Origin of the sequence: Paenibacillus sp. oral taxon 786 str. D14 (assembly GCF_000159955.1) — a bacterium.
In the GTDB taxonomy this organism is placed as follows: domain Bacteria; phylum Bacillota; class Bacilli; order Paenibacillales; family Paenibacillaceae; genus Fontibacillus; species Fontibacillus phoenicis.
In genome coordinates this window covers 80,025-97,255 of sequence record NZ_GG695978.1, presented here as the reverse complement: position 1 = coordinate 97,255, position 17,231 = coordinate 80,025, and the positions used below count along the sequence as shown (strand labels likewise).

General features: G+C 51.5%; 17 protein-coding genes. All 17 read right to left on the bottom strand.

The window, feature by feature from the left end; genetic code table 11:
• Positions 1 to 148 precede the first annotated feature (148 nt).
• The 17 genes from POTG_RS25255 to POTG_RS12850 all read right to left on the bottom strand — a co-directional run bounded on the left by POTG_RS25255 (position 149) and on the right by POTG_RS12850 (position 17,104).
• Positions 149 to 454, bottom strand: a complete 306-nt coding sequence (locus tag POTG_RS25255; protein ID WP_332306503.1) for a class I SAM-dependent methyltransferase — start codon at positions 452 to 454, stop codon at positions 149 to 151.
• 178 nt (positions 455 to 632) lie between these two features.
• Entirely contained in the window at positions 633 to 2,771 is a 2,139-nt protein-coding gene (locus POTG_RS12925; RefSeq protein WP_009225275.1) for a heavy metal translocating P-type ATPase, read from the bottom strand.
• A complete protein-coding gene (locus tag POTG_RS12920) occupies positions 2,761 to 3,138 on the bottom strand; it encodes an ArsR/SmtB family transcription factor (RefSeq protein ID WP_009225274.1) in 378 nt (125 codons plus the stop codon). Before POTG_RS12920 ends, POTG_RS12925 begins: the two co-directional genes overlap by 11 nt.
• 245 nt (positions 3,139 to 3,383) lie before the next feature.
• A complete protein-coding gene (locus POTG_RS12915) occupies positions 3,384 to 3,719 on the bottom strand; it encodes a YolD-like family protein (protein ID WP_009225273.1) in 336 nt (111 codons plus the stop codon).
• Positions 3,716 to 4,960, bottom strand: a complete 1,245-nt coding sequence (locus POTG_RS12910) for a DNA polymerase IV (RefSeq protein WP_009225272.1) — start codon at positions 4,958 to 4,960, stop codon at positions 3,716 to 3,718. The genes POTG_RS12915 and POTG_RS12910 overlap by 4 nt, the downstream gene beginning before the upstream one ends.
• Positions 4,957 to 5,346: a hypothetical protein gene (locus tag POTG_RS12905; protein ID WP_232282291.1), complete on the bottom strand. Its 390-nt coding sequence runs from the start codon at positions 5,344 to 5,346 to the stop codon at positions 4,957 to 4,959. The genes POTG_RS12910 and POTG_RS12905 overlap by 4 nt, the downstream gene beginning before the upstream one ends.
• Positions 5,343 to 5,690, bottom strand: coding sequence for a hypothetical protein (locus tag POTG_RS12900; protein WP_232282290.1), 348 nt, complete (start codon positions 5,688 to 5,690; stop codon positions 5,343 to 5,345). Before POTG_RS12900 ends, POTG_RS12905 begins: the two co-directional genes overlap by 4 nt.
• 241 nt (positions 5,691 to 5,931) lie before the next feature.
• On the bottom strand, positions 5,932 to 6,678 hold the full coding sequence (gene map, locus POTG_RS12895; RefSeq protein WP_009225269.1) for a type I methionyl aminopeptidase: 747 nt from the start codon (positions 6,676 to 6,678) through the stop codon (positions 5,932 to 5,934).
• On the bottom strand, positions 6,675 to 7,355 hold the full coding sequence (locus tag POTG_RS12890; RefSeq protein ID WP_009225268.1) for a TetR/AcrR family transcriptional regulator: 681 nt from the start codon (positions 7,353 to 7,355) through the stop codon (positions 6,675 to 6,677). The genes map and POTG_RS12890 overlap by 4 nt, the downstream gene beginning before the upstream one ends.
• A gap of 226 nt (positions 7,356 to 7,581) precedes the next feature.
• A complete protein-coding gene (locus POTG_RS12885; RefSeq protein ID WP_009225267.1) occupies positions 7,582 to 7,872 on the bottom strand; it encodes a stage VI sporulation protein F in 291 nt (96 codons plus the stop codon).
• A 104-nt stretch (positions 7,873 to 7,976) separates the two neighbouring features.
• Positions 7,977 to 8,837 (bottom strand): MurR/RpiR family transcriptional regulator, encoded by an 861-nt coding sequence (locus POTG_RS12880; RefSeq protein ID WP_036645262.1) that lies wholly within the window; start codon positions 8,835 to 8,837, stop codon positions 7,977 to 7,979.
• Positions 8,838 to 8,944: 107 nt separating this feature from the next.
• On the bottom strand, positions 8,945 to 10,396 hold the full coding sequence (locus POTG_RS12875) for a PTS transporter subunit EIIC (protein ID WP_009225265.1): 1,452 nt from the start codon (positions 10,394 to 10,396) through the stop codon (positions 8,945 to 8,947).
• 43 nt (positions 10,397 to 10,439) lie between these two features.
• Entirely contained in the window at positions 10,440 to 11,345 is a 906-nt protein-coding gene (murQ, locus tag POTG_RS12870) for an N-acetylmuramic acid 6-phosphate etherase (RefSeq protein WP_009225264.1), read from the bottom strand.
• A 324-nt stretch (positions 11,346 to 11,669) separates the two neighbouring features.
• Positions 11,670 to 13,721 (bottom strand): ATP-dependent DNA helicase RecG, encoded by a 2,052-nt coding sequence (gene recG, locus POTG_RS12865; protein WP_009225263.1) that lies wholly within the window; start codon positions 13,719 to 13,721, stop codon positions 11,670 to 11,672.
• A 334-nt stretch (positions 13,722 to 14,055) separates the two neighbouring features.
• Positions 14,056 to 14,928, bottom strand: a complete 873-nt coding sequence (locus POTG_RS12860; protein WP_009225262.1) for a DegV family protein — start codon at positions 14,926 to 14,928, stop codon at positions 14,056 to 14,058.
• A 25-nt stretch (positions 14,929 to 14,953) separates the two neighbouring features.
• Positions 14,954 to 16,729, bottom strand: a complete 1,776-nt coding sequence (locus tag POTG_RS12855; protein ID WP_009225261.1) for a DAK2 domain-containing protein — start codon at positions 16,727 to 16,729, stop codon at positions 14,954 to 14,956.
• Positions 16,730 to 16,744: 15 nt separating this feature from the next.
• Positions 16,745 to 17,104, bottom strand: a complete 360-nt coding sequence (locus tag POTG_RS12850) for an Asp23/Gls24 family envelope stress response protein (RefSeq protein ID WP_009225260.1) — start codon at positions 17,102 to 17,104, stop codon at positions 16,745 to 16,747.
• Between the last annotated feature and the right edge of the window lie 127 nt (positions 17,105 to 17,231).

The following is a 17,231-nucleotide window of genomic DNA, read 5'->3' as shown; positions in this document are numbered from 1 at the left end:
GGGTACTGGTAACTCTATACTTTTTGTAATATAATTTTTCGATACATTCCGTTAAACAATGCTGATGCATCTTCCTCCACTCGAATATGTTTCTCATACGGCATGATGATTTGTTCGAAATGTCGTCCGATGTCCGTACCCATCGTTGCTACGATGGGACGAAGGATTTTTTTATTACCGGCAAATCCTGCGAGGGAGGGGCAAATTTATCGAAAATGATTATTCGCCCCCCAGCTCGCGTAACCCGAATCATTTCTTGAAAACATCGATTCGGCTCGGGGACAACGGATAAGATCAGATTTGCAATAACCATATCGAACGATTCCGGTGAAAAGGTCAATTCTTGCGCATCCATTTCTATGAACTTAAAATTGGGGGAGTCATATTTATTCCTAGCTTGATCAAGCATTTCGGATGATAAGTCAATTGCAGATACAGAAATATTTTTGTCCATAATGAACTGCAAATCTGCTCCTGTCCCGACGCCTACAAACAAAAAGAACTTTTGCTTTTAGGCTTAATGTCGAGGTTCTCAAAGATCTTTTTCCGTGCCTTTAAAAAAGGACCGGAATTGAAAAGAGAATCATAAAAGGGTGCCCATAACCGATAAATCACTTTATTCCAACGGTTATTCATATCCGATTATTACCTCTGACTTTTAACAGACGAAGGCTATTCAATGTAACAATAAGCGTGGCCCCCATATCTGCGAAAATGGCCAACCATAACGTCAACCATCCAGGGACAATTAGAGCCAAAGCTAAGAGCTTAATACCAAGTGAAAACGTAATGTTCTGCTTGATGATTGCAAGGGTTTTTCGGCTTAGTCGAATCGTATAGGGTAATTTGCTTAAATCGTCAGCCATCAAAGCAATATCTGCGGTTTCGAGGGCAGTATCCGTACCCGCGCCGCCCATAGCGATACCAACCGTTGAAGCCGCGAGCGCAGGCGCGTCGTTAACGCCGTCGCCAATCATCGCAACATTACCATAGTCTTTACGAAGCTGCTTGATGTAATCTAATTTATCTTGGGGCATTAGATCAGCTTTAACGTCTGTAACATTCAAACGCCGCCCGATTGCTTCGGCGGTTGCTTGATTATCACCCGTAAGCATAATCGTTTTCTTGATTCCAATTTCGTGTAATTGCTTAATTACGACTGTACTGGAATCACGCACTTCATCAGCGACTGCTATTAAGGCAAGAATCTGTTGTTCTGTGCCTAATACCATAACCGTTTTCCCTTGTTTTTGTAATTCTTCAATGCGCTGATTCGTTTCAACGCTGATGTCGGAATGAAGTTCAGCAAAGAGTTTCGGACTACCGACGTAATACAATTCCCCGTTTACATTGGCTTTAACACCTTTCCCGGTGATCGATTGGAAATCCTCAACGACTAGGGTTAGGTCTTCTCCGAGGTTTTCCGCTTTACGAACAATCGCGGATGCGAGCGGATGTTGCGAACCTTTTTCGATAACTGCCGCGATTGAAAGCAATTCATTTTCGTTTTTCGTTCCGAAAGTAACGACATCTGTTACTTCTGGAACCCCCTTCGTCAGAGTACCTGTTTTATCAAACGCAATTGCGGATAGTCTGCCGGCTTCCTCAAGGTGAATGCCGCCTTTGATAAGAACGCCATTTTTCGCCGCGTTGCCGATGGCTGTAACAATCGAAACAGGTGTCGAAATGACCAATGCGCAAGGACAGCCGACGACGAGCAACGCTAATCCTCGATATACCCAATCGCCCCAATCTGCACCGACGAACAGAGGTGGAACAACCGCAATACCTAATGCCAAAATCATAATCGCAGGTGTATAGTATTTCGCGAATCGGTCAACAAACGCTTGAGATGGCGCTCTTTCAGCTTGAGCTTCTTCAACAAGGTGAATAATTTTAGAAATCGTTGTATCCTCGACGCGCTTCGTTACTTTGACTTCAAGCAAACCTTCTTCGTTCAATGTACCAGCGAACACTTCATCGTCAATTGTTTTCGTCACGGGAACCGTTTCGCCAGTAATCGCGGCTTGGTTAATGGTTGATGTTCCTTTAATAACAACACCATCCATTGCAAGTTTTTGACCTGGCTTTACAATCATGACATCGCCAACCTGTATATCATCGACGTTTACCGTAATTTCTTCGGAACCGCGGCGGATCAGAGCTTCCTTCGGTGCAATATCCATCAGGGAACGAATGGATTGACGCGCTTTTTCCATGGAGTAACGTTCCAAAACTTCACTGATCGCAAACAAGATAACGACAGTCGCGCCTTCGCCCCATTCTCCGATCGCCGCGGCACCGATGATGGCGACCGTCATTAGGGTGTTCATATCGAACTGAAGCCGGAAAAGATTTTTGATTCCTTTTTTAAATAATTCATAACCGCCGATAATAATAGAAGCCGCGTAAGAAATAGCGGATAAGATGCTTTCCTCACCGTACTGCTCACCTAATAAGTACCCTGCGACAAGCAAGATAGCCGAAAGCAGTACGTTCCAATGTTCTTTCCAGAAAGGCTTTTTCTTTTCAATAGATCGTTGCTTTTCAGGTGTAACTTTCAGGTTTTCAAACGCGCCGGCCTTTTCCAATTCCTCAACTGTAGTCCTTCCATAAACGGTGATTTTAGATGCTCCAAAATTGACTTGCGCGTCTTTTACGCCCGGCAAATTTTTTACATTTTTCTCGAAAATGCCTGCGCAATTCGTACAGGTAAAGCCTTGAACCCTGTAGACGTTTTTATCTTCGGTGTTTTCAATTTTATTTTCCATTGATGATCAACTCCCTCGAATGAGTAGAAGCTAGCTGCACCAGTTGACGAACATGGTCATCTTCCAGCGAATAAAAAACTAATTTACCATCCTTGCGGTATTTGGCTAGGCCAAGCTGTTTTAAGGTGCGAAGGTGGTGTGAGGCTGTGGCCATTGAAGAGCCGATGATGTTAGCCACATCACAAACACATAATTCATCCTCTTCGCACAGGGCAAAGGCGATTTTCATTCTTGTTTCGTCAGCTAAAACCTTGAACATCTTAATCATGCCTTGAATATTTTGTCTTTCGAGCGCATTTTGTACCTTTCGGACTTTAGGTTCGTCGTAACAGTAAATTTCACATGAATCCTTTTCTTTCCTGTTCATATCCTCACCTCAACAATCAAATCAATATTTGATTATCATCATACAATAAATCCATCGATTATTCAAATACTCATTTGATTATTTCGCAAGGGCATCTAAAATATTCAGGTTCGAGATCCACTAATTGTTCCTCTGTATCTATTGGCTCCTTTCAGACCTTTGCATATTTCAGTAAAAAAGAGCTATACCGGAAGCCATCTGCGATGACTTTTAAGGATAGCTCTTCAAGTTTTCCTTATTACAAATCATTTCCACATACCGTCAATAATGTCCGATACCTTTATCCAGCGAAAATCATTGCCATGGGTGAATTTGATGTTTTTTTGTTGTAGATCAATTTTTGTCACGACTCCTGTTATTTCCGTTACATTAAATTCACCGAATAATACTAAAATTACCTCTTTCCTGAGCTGCATTGATTCAGCAATGAGCATGGATATCCGTTCCATTTCTTGATCATCTAATTGTGGCGGCGGACTCTTTCGCAAGTTCTGCTGGTGCAGGATGTAAGCCTCCTTGTGTTCCGGAAGCATCATTCTGGACGATTCGAATAGACCGTTTCCTTGCAGTTTTTTACTCATTTATAATGTCCTCCAATTTTTTGCGCTCGATCCCGCGCTTGGCCCGAAGCTTTTAAAGAAGAGGCCCTCATGATCGCGGTACTTCCGTATTTCTCTTTAATTCGGTCAGTGGTTCTTTCCAACGCTAACTTTGCCTCGCGGTCATTGAATAAAGTAAGTTGGTATTCCTGATCGCTTACCAATTGACTTAGAGTGACCCCGATTTTTCGAATGGGCAACCCATCCCAATGTCGTTTAAATAGTTTTTTCGCTGCATGGAACACCTCATCCGTGAGGTTCGTCGGGTCGGGTAATTTCATTTGTCTGTAGAAGCCGGAAGGGTGATCAAAATCCGCTCCTTGACACCCTACCGAAACCACCCAGCCCATATAGCCTTTCATTCGAGCTCGTTGACATACTAACTCTGAGAGCTCTAATAGGGGAACCATGATATCGTCAAACTCCCAATAATCGTAGGGAAGGGTCATTTGATGGCCGATGGCTTTTTGCAAATCGTGTGTACTTGGCGTTACCGGGGAATGATCCTTGCCGTTGGCAATGAGCCACAGAACTTCCCCGTTCACTCCCCATTTGGCTCTTAATTTGGTCAGGGGAGTCTGGGCCAGCTGGCCAATGGTATATATCCCCATTTTCATTAAATGCCGGCGCATCCGGGAGCCCACCATAAACATCTGATGAATCGGCAACGGCCAAAGCACTTCTTGCAGATCTTTCACAGGCAAGTGAAAAATCCCCGAAGCATTACGTTTGGCGAAATTATCGCAGGCCATTTTGGAGAGCACCTTATTTTCACTAATTCCAATGCGTACACGAACGCCCGTCTCCTTCATGACTTTATCCTGAATGCTCCTCGCAATCTTATCAGGACCGCCAAAAAGCTGTAAGCTTCCCGTGACATCCAAATACTGTTCATCTATGCTGTACGGCTCTACCAAGTCCGTGTAGGATTGATAAATTTCTGTAATTTGCAAGGATACTCTGATGTATTCCTCCATACGGGGACGAATGACCACAAGATCCGGGCATTTGGCAAGTGCCTCTCCCAGCCTCTCTGCCGTAGTGATCCCATATTGCTTGGCAAGGGGACACGCGGCGAGGATAATCCCGGAACGACGCGCGGGGTCTCCTGCAACCACAACAGGTTTGTCTGCATACTCGGGGTGGGCCGCTTTCTCAACACTTGCGTAAAAGGATTGACAATCCGCCAGCATGATGACTCGACTTTTGTTATCGCTTTTCATAGGCCGTCGCTCCTTAAGTCGACGTTAAGATACTTACTCAAATATTGATTAAGCTCCGCTTTCACCAAGCTCCAAAGCATGGAAAATCTATGTTGATAGCCCCTGCACAAATAGCGGGCCTCCATGCCCAATTCAGTACGTTGTTGCTCGAACACCTTGATCCCTCTGTCGCGCATTTGTTTCCGAACCGACGTCAAATCTGCAGTGATCACATCTTGGGCAGTGTGTAAGGCTCTTGCGTACACCACGTCCATCTTTAGCTTTACTGTCCCCAATGCTTTCATATCCCTTTCCAACACATTCAAAAGAACAGGGAGTAAAATGTATTCTTTGACCAACTGGAGATCTTCTTCTGTCTCCAAGGGTGCTGGGGGCATACCTTTCATGAGAACATCCCCTCTTTCCTCACATCGATCCCCAGATAGGCGCAAAGCCGGCGGATCAGTTCCGCCTTGACCAATCCCCACAGCATGGAGAACTCGTACGTATACCCCCGGCATAAATAGCGGGCTTCAATCCCAAGCTTCGTCCGCCGCTCTTCGAATACCTTCAGTCCATGCTCACGCATGCCTTGGCGCACCCGGGCCAAATCCGCGGCTGCGGCGTTCTGCAGCAAGCGGATCAGCCCCTTGTATACCTGAGGCAGCTTCAACGAAGCGGATGCCAATGCGCGCTGGTCTCGTTCCAGCACATCAAGCAACAGAGAAAGCAGCACATATTGCTTGATCATCTCCGCTTCCTCCTGCGTTTGCCAGGGAATAGGGCTCATGCGTCTCCCTTCTTCATACTGTCTGTCATATGCTCACCTTCTAATCAGAACATCTGTTCCTATTATACTCATAATACGAACAAACATTCCCTTTCGCAACAGGTTTATGTTGGATAATTTGGCAGAGCGAAAGCATGCCAAAAAAGGCGGATCCCTTGTCCCTTCGGACTTTGGGCATCCGCCTTCCTTTCCTGCTTGCTGCTTATTGAGCTGTTAAAATCAGCGGTCCGTCCGCCGTCAGCGCGATCGTATGCTCGAATTGGGCCGACAATTTGCCGTCCGCCGTACGCGCCGTCCAGCCGTCATCGTCAATCATGATGCGGAACGTGCCTTCATTGATCATCGGCTCGATCGTAAACACCATGCCTTCCTTGAGCCGAATGCCCTTACCCGCTACGCCGACATGCTCGTAGTTGGGCTCCTCATGCAGGCTGCGTCCGATCCCGTGACCGAGCAGATCGCGTACGACGGAATAACCGTTCGCCTCCGCATGCTTCTGGATCGCCGAAGTCACATCGCCCAGCCGGTTGCCTGGAATCGCTTGGGCGATCCCCAGCTCCAGACATTCCTTCGTCACCCGCATCAGCTTTTCCGCCTCAGGACTCACCTGACCTACCGCATAACACCAGCACGAATCGCCAAACCAGCCGTCCGCCTCCGCAACGATGTCCAGCTTGAGCAGATCGCCGTTCTGCAGCGGCCGGTCCGAAGGGAACCCGTGGGCCACCACATCGTTCACCGATGCGCAGGTTTCGGCCGGGAACCCGTTGTACCCTTTCGTAAACTGCTTGCCGCCCAGCTTCGTAATATGCCGGACTACAAAATCATTAATTTCCTTTGTCGTGACCCCGGGTTGAATCATTTTGGCGACCTCCCGGTGACAATCCGCAACAATCTGATTCGCCCGTTTCATCTCTTCAATTTCCCGCGGCGATTTCAATATAATCATTCAGCTCTCACTCCTTCGAGGGTCCATCGGGTTCGCTCCGACAGCCGATACAATAGCAGACGCGCAATGTCTGCCGCTTCGTGGTCCAGCGTGCCTTGGCGCAGCGGAGAGCCGGCGCAGCCGGCCAGCGCAGCCAGCAACAATTCCGCCTGACGGACGCCCTCTCCCCCAGCGCCTTGTCCCGCCGCTAAGCTAGCAGTCGCAGCGGTCTCTCCGGAACCCGGCGGCAAACCGCGCTCCAGCACCGCGGCGAACGGCAGCAACACCTCGCGGCGGAACGTCTCCGCAAGCGGCAGTGCCCGGGCTTCCGGCAGCAGCTGGAAGCCATCCGCCGCCAGCTTATACAACAGATAAACGCCGTGATCCTTGGCCCACAGCTTCAGCAGCCGGGTACCTGCTGCAACAAGGGAATCGGCGGCCGCTTCCTGCTCCTCCGTCCTCAGGTCGATCCATTCCCCGGCCCGGTCCATCGCCGTCCACAGCACGTCATGCAGCAGATCCCCTTTATTACTGTAATAGTGGTAGACCGTGCCGTAACCAAGCCCGGCCTTGGTCGCCACGTCCCGAATCTCTAACGTCAGGCCTTTCTCAAGAAACACATCGGCGGCCGCGACACGAATTTGAGCAAGCCGGCGCAGCCTGATCTCTTCATTTTGTTCCTTCGTACGCGGGGTCATCCGCCACAACCTCCTTTTATTTTTGACCTACTCTCATGTCAATATAAAACAAAACATGGAGATTGGCAAGCAGAAATGACTCCCGGCGCTTTGTGCCCCGCTCATGTATCGTTTAGCTTATCTCGCCTGGCCCCGGATCATCCCTCCGAGAAAATAGCAAAAGGCCGCCGGGGTACCGGTCCCCAGGGCCTTATCACCCGTCCCGCCGCATCTCTGCGCGCTTGCTCTAGCGGAACATTCCCCATAAGCGCAGCAAGTGAAGCGTATTCCGCGGGTCGATTCGCTGATCGATGACGAATTGGACGATTTGCTCTTCCTGAACGCCGCTCAATCTTTCGCCAAGCACAGAAGCGGCCGTTCTAACGAGCCTGCGCACCTTAACGCGATCCTGCAAATCCGCGCGGGTGAGGCCGTCGACGACCTGTTTCATCCGCTCTTTGATCGCCGGATTTTTCATTTTCAACTTCACCCGTTCGACCAGCTGCGGACTGATTCCATACTGATAATAGCTGGGCATCGTGACTAGCACCTCCTGTCCCGTCATTTCCGGACTTCAACCCTAATATATGACGGTAAGGCTGTCCATAGTGCCTGAAAATCCAAAAGCACGCGGGAAAGCCGCTAGTTCTGTTTGAGGAACGCCGTTGCCTCATGGGTTTGACTCAACCTGAGGATCGTCTCTTCGTATTGCGTCGAGGCGTACGCGAAGAACAAAATATCGATCATGACCAATTGTGCCAACCGCGAGCTGGACGCCCCGCTACGCAGGGTCGCTTCCGGCGCCTGCGGCGTGTACAGCATCAAATCGGCCAGCTCGGCTACTTTATGATTGCCGAAACGGGACAAGCCGATGGTGCGCACGCCGTACTTTTGGGCAACCCGGAACAATTGCAGCACTTCCTTGGTGTTCCCGCTGTAAGAGATGCCCATAAACAAGGCCCCCGGCGGAGCGCTGGCCAGCGCGGCCGCAATTAGATGCTCGTCCTGCAGAGCGAACGCTTGCTTCCCCAGGCGCAGCCACTTTTGTGCGGCATCCGCTGCGACGATCGCCGAAGCGCCTACCCCGTACATATGGATGACGGAAGCCTCTCGGAAGCTGTCCACCACCTGCTCGATCAGTTCGGGCTGCAGGTGAAGCATCATATCTTGAATGGCTTGGAGACTGTTGGAGACCGTCTTTTGAATGACGTTTTGAATCGTCTCCCCGCGTTCAATGTCATAATAGCCTGGTCTTTGCGGTTTGGCATTATCGACCGACAAACGCATTTTCAAATCAGGAAATCCGCTCAGCCCCAGCGAACGGCATAGCCGGGTAATCGCCGCCGCACTGGTCCCCGCTTTATCGGCGACCGCATGGATACTTAAGCCGGAGACTTCCGCCGAAGCCGTCAAAATATATTGGGCCGCCTTTCTTTCCGATTCAGGCAGTTGTTCCAGCATGGCCTCCATTTGCGTAAGTACGCTTCCCGTCGTCACGGTCATCCCCTCCGTATTCCCAATCCGTCTGATGCTATTTCCATTCCCATAAAACGCAAAAGAAACGCGGCGGCCTGGTTAAAGGCAGCCAAACGTTTCTCTGCTGGCTTGTATTATCTATTATGCTCTATAAGCATCTGCTTTGTAAAACCAAAGAAATACGTGAGCAAGAATCCGGCGACATAGGAGACGATCAACCCGGCCAAGTAACCGAGAATCGTCATGCCGATTCCCATTGGGCCTTGAATCAGCGGGATCAGGACGAGGCCGGAAGGTCCAATCGCCACCGAGCCGATGAAGTTCCCCGTCATCGCGAACAAACCAAGCACAGCCCCGCCAAACCCACCGCCAAGACAAGCGGTTACAAACGGCCGGCCCAGAGGCAAGCTGACCCCGTAAATGAGCGGTTCGCCGATGCCAAGAAATCCGACGGGCAACGCCCCTTTGATCATGTTGCGCATTCTCGCGTTATGCTTCAGCTTGATATAAATGGCGATCGCCGAGCCGACTTGCCCCGCCCCCGCCATGGCCAGGATCGGCAGCAACGCCGTGTATCCGACCTGCGAAATCAATTCGGCATGAATCGGAATGAGCGCCTGGTGCAAGCCGAACATGACCAGCGGCAGGAACAGCGCAGCGAGAACGAAGCCGGACAGCGGTCCGCCATGGGCCAACAGCCAAGTTGTTACCTGTCCGATGCCTTGAGAGATAATACCGCTGACCGGCATCAGGAAGAACACGGTAACCAAGCCTGCAAGCAACAGCGCAATGGTAGGAGTTACGATGATATCAATCGCTGCCGGCATCCGTTTACGAATCCATTTTTCCAACACAGAGATCAGCCCTGCGGCCAAAATCGCCCCGATGATTCCGCCCTGCCCCGCATTCAGCTTAATTTCACCAAACAGGGGATAGGTATAAGAGATATTCGCCACCACCGGTGCAACGATGATCGCGGCCACGGCACCGCCAAGCGCGGGCGTTCCCCCGAACTCTTTCGCGGCATTCACCCCGGCAAAGATCGTCAAATACCCGAAGAAGGCCGAGCCAATGACACTAATAATCGGTTGGAGCGTAAGCAGCCAGTCCGCCCCGTTGCCGGAAGTAATCAGGTTATTGATCAAGCCGGCGATACCGTTGATAATCCCGGCCCCTACCAACGCGGGAATCAGTGGAATAAAGATGTTGCCGATTTTTCGCAAGAAATTTTTGAAAGGCGTGTTGTTCTTCTTTTTGAGCTCTGCCTTGATCTCCGAGCCCTCGCGGAGCGTCGCCGTTTGGCCGCCAGCTGCTGCTCCTTGGCCGCCATGCCCCTCTTCTTTCAGAAGTTTGCCAAATTCCTCCGCCACACTATTCACAACACCCGGTCCGAGGATTACTTGATACGTCTCATCATCAACCGCACCAAGTACGCCCTCGATCTGTTTGAGCCCGATTTCGTCAATTTGGCTACGGTCCCGGACCGACACCCGCAACCGGGTCATGCAGTTCGTAAATTGCTCCACATTGTCAGAACCGCCGATGGATTCCAAGATCCGTTTCGCCATAGTTTCATATTTGCTCATTGGGAAGCCTCCTGCTCTCTATAGGATGGTCTTACTTGTTTCTTCAACGTATTGCAGACGCAGACTTCGCAGCCTTACCGATAAACCCTTGGTTCTCCTCCAATTTCTCCAAGGCTACCTCATACGAACATCCTGTCAAAATCATCAGGATCGCTGGTTTCGGTTTCCCTTCGGCAAGGCGCAAGGTGTTCTCAGCGGTTGATGCATCGCAGCCAGTTGCCTCCATCACAATCCGCTTCGCCCGATCGGCCAGCTTCTCATTGGTGGGCTGAACATCAACCATCAAATTGCCGTAAACCTTACCTAAGCCGATCATCGACGCGGTAGACAGCATATTGCAGACCAGCTTTTGCGAGGTTCCCGCTTTAAGCCGCGTCGACCCAGTCAGCACCTCGGGACCGTTCTCGATCTCGATCGCGATGTCAGAAATGGTGCTGATCACCGCATTCTTGTTGCAGCTGATACTAATCGTCTTTGCACCAACTTGCTTGGCGTATTCCAATCCGCCGATGACATAAGGCGTACGACCGCTCGCGGCGATTCCGACGACCGCATCCTTGGCGGTAAGCCCGAGGTTTTGCAGATCCGTCCGACCGAGCTCGGCCCGATCCTCCGCTCCCTCAACGGCCTTGATAAAAGCGTTGCTGCCGCCTGCGATCAGCCCAACCACCTGGTCCGGGGAAGTACCAAATGTCGGCGGACACTCCACCGCATCCAGCAAACCGATCCGTCCGCTTGTGCCAGCCCCCATATAAATCAGCCGGCCCCCTTTTTTGAGCGACTCCGTAATGGCAGTCACGGCCTGGGCGATTTTGGGAATTTCCTCTTTAACCGCTCCGGCTACTTTCGCGTCCTCTTCGTTCATCACCGTAAGCAGCTCGGTCACTTCCATTTCATCCAAGCGCATCGTTCGCTCGTTTCTCGCCTCGGTTGTCAGATTTTCCAGCATATAAGATACACTCCTTTGTTTGCGTCAATCCTAGTTGTAAGTGATTTCGACATAATTATAATCTATTTGATATTTTATTTCAATATATTACTTTTTTATTGAAATAATATGTCAAATCGTGTTACTTCCTGTTTTTTTAAGTTATCAGAAAGTATAAACTTCGGGGCATTGGCATCCTGATATCGCAAGAAAAACTTCCGCTTAAACGCGGTCTGTCAACTTTGAATGTACATCGATAGACGTTTTTCTTATGATGTATTTTGTGCAAAAAAATAACCGTCCGCGGATCCCGCGAACGGTTTGATGCTTGCTTGCCGTATCAATTTAATCGATCAGCTCACCTTGAAAAACCTGCTCCCGCCGCAGATATTCCCGCAGCGGTCCGTACTCGGGCGAAGTCCAGAACGCTTCGCCCGCAACCAGCCGGGCGGCATCGTCCCGCGCCGCCTCCAGCACCGCGTAGTCGCTGACCATGTCCGCGACGCGAAAATCCGGCACGCCGCTTTGCTTCGTGCCGAAGAAATCCCCGGGACCCCTAAGCTCCAGGTCCCGCCGGGCCACCTCGAAGCCGTCGTCCGTATCGGTCATGACCTTCATCCGCTCCTGACCTACCTCCGACTTCGGATCGGCGATGAGCACGCAATACGACGCGTGCTCCCCCCGGCCTACACGCCCGCGCAGCTGGTGGAGCTGGGACAAGCCGAACCGGTCGGCGTCCATCACGATCATCAGCGTGGCGTTGGGCACGTCGACGCCGACCTCAACGACGGTCGTCGAGACGAGCAGCTGCACCTCGTTCTCGTAGAACGCGCGCATCACTTCGTCCTTCTCCGCCGCCGTCATCCGCCCGTGCAGCAGCCCGACCTTCATGTTCGGGAACGCCTGCTGCATCGACACGTACAAGTCGATCGCGTTCTGCACGTCCAGCTTGTCCGACTCCTCGATCAGCGGGCAGATGACGTAGGCTTGCCGGCCTTGCGACACCTCCCGCTCAATAAAGCCAAGCACGCGGTCCATCATGCTGTGCTTCACCCAATAGGTCGTGATCGGCTTGCGCCCCTTCGGACGCTCCGACAAGGTGGATACGTCCATATCGCCAAAGGCGGTAATCGCCAGCGTGCGCGGAATCGGCGTCGCCGTCATCGTCAGCACATCCGGGTTAAAGCCTTTGCGCCGCAAAATGCTGCGCTGATTCACGCCAAACCGGTGCTGCTCATCGGTAATCACCAGGCTCAGCGACCGAAAAAACACGTCCTCCTGGATCAACGCATGCGTACCAACCACGATGTCGGTGAGCCCCATTTGCAGCGAGCCAAGCAAATCCTTGCGTTTGCGCCCCGTCACACTGCCGGTCAACAGACCGACCGTGATGCCAAACGGCTCAAACAACCGGGACAGTGAGCGCATATGCTGCTCGGCCAAAATTTCCGTCGGCACCATAAAGGTGCCCTGGTGCCCGGACTTCACCGCCGCGTACAAGGCGATGGCGGCGATTACCGTCTTGCCGGAACCGACGTCGCCTTGCAGCAGCCGGTTCATGCAATAGGGTGAGCGCATATCCTTTAGAATTTCCAACTCCACCTTCTTCTGGGCATCGGTCAGCTCAAACGGCAGGCTACGCACAAATTCCCGAATCGTGGCGTTATCAACCACATGCGCTACCCCGTCCATCCGCTCGTGGTTCATCGCTCGATACGCCTGCAGCTTGAGTTGGAACAAGAACAGCTCCTCGTACACCATGCGGCGCCGCGCCTGCTGTCCCTCCTCGCTGTCCTGCGGCTGGTGCAGCCGCAAAATCGCCGTCTTGCGGGGCATCAGCCCATATTTGCGAAGCAGTTCGGGCGGCAGGATCTCCGGGATCATCTCCCCGTATTGCTGCAACGCTTGTCCAATCGTCTTACGCATCCATTGCTGCGTAATTTTGCCGCCTACGGAATAGACCGGCTGCAAACTGCCGCTGCGGAGCGTCCCGCGGTCGGGGAACTCCGACTCCGACACCGTCAGCTGGCTGCGGCGCATGTCCCATTTGCCGGTCAGGATAATCTCCCGTCCCGTCGTCAGCTGATCCTTGAGGAAATGACGGTTGAACCATGTCGCCGTAAACATCCAGTCATCGGCGATCATTTTGCAGGTCAGGCGGGATTTCCGCCCGTACCGTTGCAGTACCGGAAGACCCATGATTTGGGCCTGCACCGTCACCTTGTCCCCATCCTTCACTTCCGTCAAGGAGCGCAGCCGGTAATCCTCGTACCGGAACGGATAATATTCAATCAAATCATTCACCGTAAAGATGCCAAAGGCGTGAAGCTCTTCTTGTTTAAGAGCGCTCACGCCGCTGACTTGCTTTACGGGGATGTGATGTAAATCCAACTTCATCCCCTCACTTTATAGAGGTAGTTCAAAAACGCATCTTCGGATCACGTAGTTCAGACGCAACCCGGACAGCAGCCTAACGGAACTGAGAGACGTTATTTATCCTTTTTGCAGCGATTACTGTGGCTAACGGAACGGAAAGACCTTATTTGGAGCTTTAGCAGCTTATGATCAGCCTTTCGAGCCAAATAAGGTCTCTGAGTTCCGTTACACCGGGAAATCGCCGGGAAATGGTCAAATAAGGGCCCTCAGTTCCGTTAAAATCGTCCAGAGCCACGGCCACGGACCACAGCCACAACCACAGCCACAGCCGCACCCACACCGCAACTTCCAAACATCACTTCGCCGGCCAAATAAACGTCGCCACGGTCCCCGGACCTACGTGCGTGCCAACCACGGCACCGATGCTGTTGCGGACAACCTCATGCAGCGTAAAGTGCTGCCGCAGCAGAGCCAGGATCTCCTCGGAGCCTTCCGGATTCACGCAATCGCAAACGGCCACGTTAATGTCCTTCACCCCGGCAAAATCATTCACAAACAACTCGATGACGCGGGCCATAGCCTTCTTGCGGCCTCGGACTTTATCGACAGCGTAAATCACGCCCTCCTGGTCCACCGACAAGATCGGCTTAATGTTCAGCAGGTTGCCCAGAATGGCTGCGGCTTTACCGATCCGTCCGCCTTTTTGCAAGTATTCCAGCGTATCGACGAGAAAATATAACCGACGCGCCTTCCCGAGCCGCTCAACCTCAGCTCGAATTTCCTCGACCGAAGCCCCTTGCTTCGCCATCCGCGCGGCATGCACAACCTGAAGGCCAAAACCGTACGTCGCACACAGCGAGTCAATGACCGTGACATCGACCGGATGCCCCAGCTCTTCTTCCAGCATCTCCTTCGCCAGCACTGCGGATTGATAAGTTCCGCTCATCCCGGAGGAGATATGGATCGAAATGATCGGTGAACCGGGATAGGCGGCAAGCAAGTTGCGGTATACCTCCACATACTGAGACGGCGAGGTCTGCGAAGTAGTAGGCAGTTCCTTCGATTTGATCAACTTATCGTAGAACTCTTCCGCGGTGATGTCGATGCCTTCAAGATAAGATTGGTCTCCGAAGGCCAGCCGCATCGGTACGATGTGAATTCCGTATTCCGAGACGGTCGCCTGCGGGATATCCGCCGTACTGTCGGCAATAATGACAGCCTGATTCATAGGTATCTTCATCCTCTCATGGGGATTAGGACTCTACCGAAAACAGATAATAATAAATCGGTTGCCCGCCGTTATGGACCTCTACCTCGACGTCGGGATATTCCTGATGAATCCAGGCCACCAGCGCATTCGTCATCTCTTCGTCAGCTTCTTCACCGGCGAGTACCGTAACGATTTCATCGCCGCCAGCGAGCATCTTGGCTAATAAGCCCTGACTCGTTTCCAGCAAGCCCTCTTCAGTGGCCACAATTTTAGAATCGGCAATACCGATATAATGACCTGCGGTAATTTCCAAATCATCAAACATCGTGTCACGGACCGCATACGTCACTTGACCTGTCTTTACGTGTTGCACGGCGTTCTGCATGTTATCCGTGTTGACTTCCACGCTTTCTTCTTCTTGGAAAGCAAACGCTGCGGCAATCCCCTGAGGAATGCTCTTGCTTGGGATGACTGTCACATTGCGCTCCCCTTCAAGCAAATCACGCGCCTGCTGTGCAGCCAGAATAATATTCGAGTTATTCGGCAGAACGAACACGTGCTGAGCCGAAATCGACCGGATCGCCTTCACGAAATCTTCAGTGCTTGGGTTCATCGTCTGCCCGCCGGACAGGACGACATCCACACCTAAGCTCTTGAAAATTTCCGAAATTCCCTGACCGGAAGCAACGGCGATAAAGCCATAAGGCGCCAGCTCATCCGCAGGAATCCCTGCCGGATCCACCGGTTGGGCCGGTTCTGCCGGAATTTCGGCGAACAGCTCCGGCATCGGCGGCGCGGCATCCATCCCTGCAATCAACAGATCCCGGTGCTGCTCACGCATGTTCAAGATATGAATTTGTGTAATTTCACCGTAACGCAGCGCCAGATTCAGCACGTCGCCCGGCGTTTTGGAATGGACATGGACTTTGATGATCTCGTCGTCCGCGATCACGATAATCGAATCCCCATTGACCGAAAGCGCTTTCCGGAACTGATCCTCGTCAAAAACAGCATCCTTGATTTCACCGATTTTTCGATTAATGAAAAATTCCATGTCATAGAGGTATTCGATATCCTCTGTTTCGAGCTTGGCCTGTGCCGAAGCTGGAGCATGCACCGGTACGGCCGTTTGAGCACGCTGCTCTGGTTTGGCAACTGGTGCGGGGGCTTGTCCCAATGTCGCTGCGGCTTCACTGCTGGCGCCGCCTTGCAGCCATTGTAAAAATCCTTCATAAATATAAACAAGTCCTTGACCGCCCGAATCCACGACGCCAACCTGTTTCAACACCGGCAACAGCTCCGGCGTATTCGCGAGCGCTTCCTTCGCTTTGGCCAGCACCTCGCTCATCAATTCCGTGATATCCGTTGTTCTGCGCGAATAATAGACGGCATGCTTGGCGGCTTCCTTCGCCACCGTCAGGATCGTGCCTTCCACCGGTTTGACGACCGCTTTATAAGCGGTATCTACCCCGCTTTGTAGAGCGGCGGCAAATTGAGCTGCATTCATCTCTTCCAATGATGCAGCATAACGGCTAAAGCCGCGGAACAGCTGGGACAAGATCACGCCGGAATTCCCGCGTGCGCCCATCAACAGGCCTTTGGATAAAGTGGCTGCTCTGCTGCCCAAACCCCCGGTTCCGTGATCTTTCAATTCCGTTACGCCGGCGGTCATCGTCAAATTCATATTCGTTCCGGTGTCCCCATCGGGTACCGGGAATACGTTCAGGGAATTGACGTGCTCAGCATGCTCTGTCAGCCGCTTTGCGCCTGCCAATACCATAGCGGTGAAATCTGTTCCAGTTAAAGAACGCTTACTCAATGAAAATTCCCCTTCCTAGCTTGATACGCGTACACCTTGGACTACGATATTCACCTGATCCACTTCGAGTCCAACGATTTCACTTAGTACGTATTTCACTTTGAGCTGTATGTTGTGTGCGACCTCGGAAATTTTCGTGCCATAACTGACTATAATATAAAGATAAATAGCTAATCGATGATTATCCAGGTTCACTTCCACACCCCGGGCCAAATTCTCGCGCCCCAGCAATTCGGCAATGCCGTCCTTCAACTGCTTTCGGCTTGCCATTCCAACCAGTCCATAACACTCCATGGCGGCCGATCCGGCGATCACCTTAATGGCTTCCTCCGAAATATCGATTCGTCCATATTTGGTCGTAAGATTTACAGCCACGCCTATCTCACTCCTTCCATAGAAATTATTATGGACTAAACTATATTGTACTATAAGACCAGAGAGAAATAAATAAAAGAGTCGAACGTCAATAGCTGTTGACGGAGCTTTTTTTACTGTGATATTA